Annotated in this window: 4 protein-coding genes and 1 pseudogene; 2 read left to right on the top strand and 3 right to left on the bottom strand. The window is 67.4% G+C overall.

Annotated features, from left to right (window positions below; all coding sequences use genetic code 11):
- A pseudogene (locus JO059_RS02510) lies at nt 1-248 on the bottom strand (oxygenase MpaB family protein); the annotation flags it as partial.
- Between the two features lie 106 nt (nt 249-354).
- On the opposite strand from JO059_RS02510, the gene JO059_RS02515 reads away from it, so the two are divergent.
- Nucleotides 355-1,740 carry an adenylate/guanylate cyclase domain-containing protein gene (locus JO059_RS02515; protein WP_293314523.1) on the top strand — a complete coding sequence of 462 codons (1,386 nt, stop codon included), beginning with the start codon at nt 355-357 and terminating at the stop codon, nt 1,738-1,740.
- A gap of 62 nt (nt 1,741-1,802) precedes the next feature.
- Nucleotides 1,803-2,549, top strand: a complete 747-nt coding sequence (locus JO059_RS02520) for a methyltransferase domain-containing protein (protein WP_293314524.1) — start codon at nt 1,803-1,805, stop codon at nt 2,547-2,549.
- 24 nt (nt 2,550-2,573) lie between these two features.
- On the opposite strand, the gene JO059_RS02525 is transcribed toward JO059_RS02520, so the two are convergent.
- Both JO059_RS02525 and JO059_RS02530 read right to left on the bottom strand, forming a co-directional pair.
- Nucleotides 2,574-3,392, bottom strand: coding sequence for an SDR family NAD(P)-dependent oxidoreductase (locus JO059_RS02525; RefSeq protein ID WP_293314526.1), 819 nt, complete (start codon nt 3,390-3,392; stop codon nt 2,574-2,576).
- Between the two features lie 2 nt (nt 3,393-3,394).
- Entirely contained in the window at nt 3,395-3,847 is a 453-nt protein-coding gene (locus JO059_RS02530; RefSeq protein WP_293314528.1) for an SRPBCC family protein, read from the bottom strand.
- Nucleotides 3,848-4,076: the final 229 nt, after the last annotated feature.

Genomic DNA, 4,076 nt, shown 5'->3' on the forward strand with positions numbered 1-4,076 from the left:
TCCTTGATGGCATCCCATTCGAGCCCGCAGACCTCGCGCATCTGCGGCAGGGTGCCCACCAGCACCAGCCGGGTGTAGGCGTTGATCGGTGCGGCGAGGATCTTCCAGACCGGCCGCGGGATCCGGCGCGGGCCCGGTATTCCTTTCCTGAGATAGCCGGTGCCGTACAGCACGGTCTTGTGCGGGACGAACCGGTCGAGCATCTGGTCCCAATAGTCGAGGAACTCGTCGTAGGTCTGTGGCTGACCGTCCGCGACTACGGCGCCCGTTACCGGGTACCGATCATCGGCCGTTAGCGGGTCTTGCGCGTCGGCGTCTCGGGAAGTTGTCGGGAACCTGCACTAGCCTGTATGCGTGGCCGGGCTTTCCACAGCTCCGCGGACTCGCTACGCCAGTTGCGGCGAGGTCGATATCGCCTACCAGGTCTTCGGCGAGGGCCCGGTCGACTTGCTCCTCCTACCGGGGCCGTTGATCCCGATCGACTGTGTCGACCTCGAGCCGTCGATGTACCGCTTTCATCGACGGCTCGCCGCCTTCTGCCGGGTGATCCGGTTCGACCAGCGCGGGATCGGCCTGTCGTCGCGGGTGGCCTCGCCGGACATGATCGGGCCGAACAGCTGGGCGAACGACGCGATCGCTGTCATGAACGCGGTCGGATGCGAGCGGGCAACGATCTTTGCGCCGGGTTTCACGTCACTGGCGGGGCTCGTCCTGGCGGCCGACCACCGCGAGCGGGTCGACAGGCTGGTGATCGTCAACGGTGCTGCGCGCACCCTTCGCGGCCCCGACTACCCGATCGGTTCCGTGCTCGAGGCCACCGATCCGATGACGACGGTCGCGATCGAACCGGACGCCGTCGAGCGAGGTTTCGACATACTCGGCTTGATCGCTCCCTCCGTGGCGCACGACGAGGCGTTCCGCGCCTGGTGGGATATGGCAGGCAACCGCGCCGCGTCGCCCAGCATGGCCCGCACCTTCATCAAGAAGGTCCGCGAGGCCGATGTCCGCGAGACGCTCGAGCGCATTGCCGTGCCGACGCTGATCCTGCATCGCGACAACCGGAGCTTCAGCCCCGTCGAGCACTCTCAATACATGGCCGAGCGCATTACCGGGTCACGCTTGGTCGAGCTGCCGGGCGAAGACGCGCTGTACTGGGTCGGTGACACCGCACCCATGCTCGACGAGATCGAAGAATTCATCACCGGGGTACGCGGCGCCTCGGATGCCGAGCGCCTGCTGACCACCATCGTCTTCACCGACATTGTCGGATCCACCGAGCGCGCCGCCCTGCTCGGCGATGACCGCTGGCGCGACCTCTTGGACAACCACGACACGATCATCCGCCACGAATTGCAGAGATTCGCGGGGCGCGAGGTCAACACCGCCGGCGACGGATTCGTCGCGACGTTCACCAGCCCCAGCGCCGCGCTGGCGTGCGCCGACGAGATAGTCGACGCGGTACGGGTGCTCGGCATCGAGGTGCGGGTCGGCATTCACGCCGGCGAAGTCGAGGTGCGCGGCGCCTTCAAGAACGATATCGCCGGCATGGCCGTGCACATCGGTGCCCGAGTTGCGGCGCTGGCCGCGCCCAGCGAAGTCCTGGTGTCCTCCACGGTGCGCGACATCGTCACCGGGTCGCGCCGCAGGTTCGCCGAGCGCGGCGAGAGCGCACTCAAGGGCGTGCCGGGCCAGTGGCGCCTGTACGCACTGGTGCGAGAGCACGCCGCCGTCAGGCGATGATGGATCCCGCATTACGATCCGAGTTTTAATCTGCCCCTTGATGTTTGACTGAAGGAGTACGCGTGACCGACGTGCATATCTCACTGCCGCCAGCCTTACGGCGAGCGATGGATCTACTGGCCGATCCGCCGGCGGAGCCGAACGTGAGCAAGGGTTACCTCGACGTCCTGGGCATCGGAACGTCCGACGACGAGGCGGTCGCGAAGAATACCGGCCCGATCCAGGCGGCGTGGGCGTCACCGATCGGGTCACTGCTTTACGACAACGCCCAGGCGTTCTCCCGCCGGCTGATCAGTGCATGGCAGGTGCCCGTCGAATGGTTGAACATCCCGCCGGGCGGAGTGGCCCTGGACATCGGCTCGGGCCCGGGGAACGTCACCGCGTCCCTGGCCCGCGCGGCAGGTCCGGATGGACTGGCGCTCGGGATCGACATCTCCGAGCCCATGCTGGCGCGCGCCGTCCGCAACGAAGCGGGACCGCAAGTCGGCTTCCTACGTGCCGATGCACAACGAGTTCCCTTGCGCGACAACACCGTGGACGCGGTGATCTCGACCGCGGTACTGCAGCTGATTCCGGACCCGGCCGCCGCGATCGCCGAGATGGCGCGGGTGCTGAAACCGGGCGCAAGGCTGGCCATCATGGTCCCCACCGTCGGGCGTGCCGCCCGGTTCTGGCAAATGCTGCCGAACGTCGGGGCGCACGTGTTCGACGACGACGAAATCGGCGACCTGCTGGAAGACCACGGATTTAGCAGCGTTCGCGTCAAGACCTACGGCACGTTCCAGTGGGTGCGCGGCAGAAACGGCTAACCTTCGGGCTCCTAGGGTCACCTGTCAATCCCGCTTGAAGGCCGGGTGACCGCGTGCCAGCATCGACGACAACAGCCCGGGCGGCCCGTACCGGTACAACGTCGACGCCAACCGGTTCACCCGGCCTGGGACCACGACAGCCGCGCCGGCCGCGAGGCCGTCAATTCCGGCCTGCGCTACCTTGTCGACGGGAACCCACATCACCCGTGGCAGCGCGGATTCGGCTTCCTCTTTCGAGAACCCGGCCGCCTCGCCGAATCCGGTGTCCACCGGCCCCGGACATAACGCGGTGGCGCTGACCCCGGTGCCGCGCAGCTCGGCGCGCAGGCTGTGGGTGTAGGACAACACGAACGCCTTGGCGGCGCCGTACGCGGCCTGACCCGGCAGGGGACCGAACGCGGCCATGGACGCGACGTTCAGCACGGCGCCCCGATGACGTTCGACCATCCCCGGCAGGAATCTGCTGCACAGGTCCACCACAGCGGCGACGTCGACCTCGACGAGGTTGATTTCTTTCTCCGGAACGGATTTCGCGACCAGTCCGAGCGTCGAGAAACCGGCGTTGTTGATCAGGATGTCGGGGATCAGGCCGAGCGCGGCGAGGCGGTCGGCCAGGCCCGCTCGTTGCGTTCGATCGGACAAGTCGGCGGGCAGCGGATGCGCCTGCGGTCCCAACCGCGCGGCGAGCGCGGCGAGACGGTCGGCGCTGCGGGCCACCAGCACCAGCCGATAGCCGCGCCGAGACAGGATCGCGGCGAACTGTTCGCCGATGCCCGACGACGCGCCGGTGACGATGGCGGCGCGGTCGTCACCGGGTGGTGGCAGAGCCCCATGATTGGCCACAGTCAGTTCCCGTCTTCCTGCGCGAGGGTGGCGAGCCGGTCCATCGACTCGCGCAGCATGTCGGGCGTCGTCGAACGAGCCTTGTCGAACCGGCTGCTGTCGGTCAGCGCCGTCCAGTCGTAGGTGTGCGTCACACTGGTGAGCGTGGCGTTGATCGGGTTGAGTTCCCAACGCCAAAGGTGGCCGGGCGGTTGCTTTCTGGGCTCGGCCGGGCACCAGGCAATCTTGCTGCCTTCGATAAATTCCACGACGTGGTTCTCCCGTACGGCACCGTTGGTGAGCGTCGTCTTGAACACGTCACCTACCCGGTGGACGCGCTGGCCCGGGGCCGACGAGGCGAGGTTGTCGTTGCCGTCCCAGCTGGGCTGGAGGGCGGGGTCGGCGATCAATTCGAAAATCCGCTCGGCGCTGGCCGAGATGACGCGGGTCGCGCTGACGATGCGTTCCGGTTCCATGTCGCCATCCAAACATGCCGGCCGCGGTAGCGCGGAGTGGCTTTCGGCGGACCGTCGGGGACCTTCGGCCGTCGAGGCGCCGCTCGGCGGGCTGCGATGGTGGTGTCGCCGGGTTCGCCCGGTGGCCTGTCCGAAGTGCAGCAAGCCCATTTTGGGTGAGGCCCCCACGGCCTGCTTGACCCACCGTCAGAAGACGGGGATCTGCCTTCGGAGATCGGAAGAGCACACG

The sequence above is a fragment of the Mycobacterium sp. genome (genome assembly GCF_019247615.1).
Lineage (GTDB): Bacteria > Actinomycetota > Actinomycetes > Mycobacteriales > Mycobacteriaceae > Mycobacterium.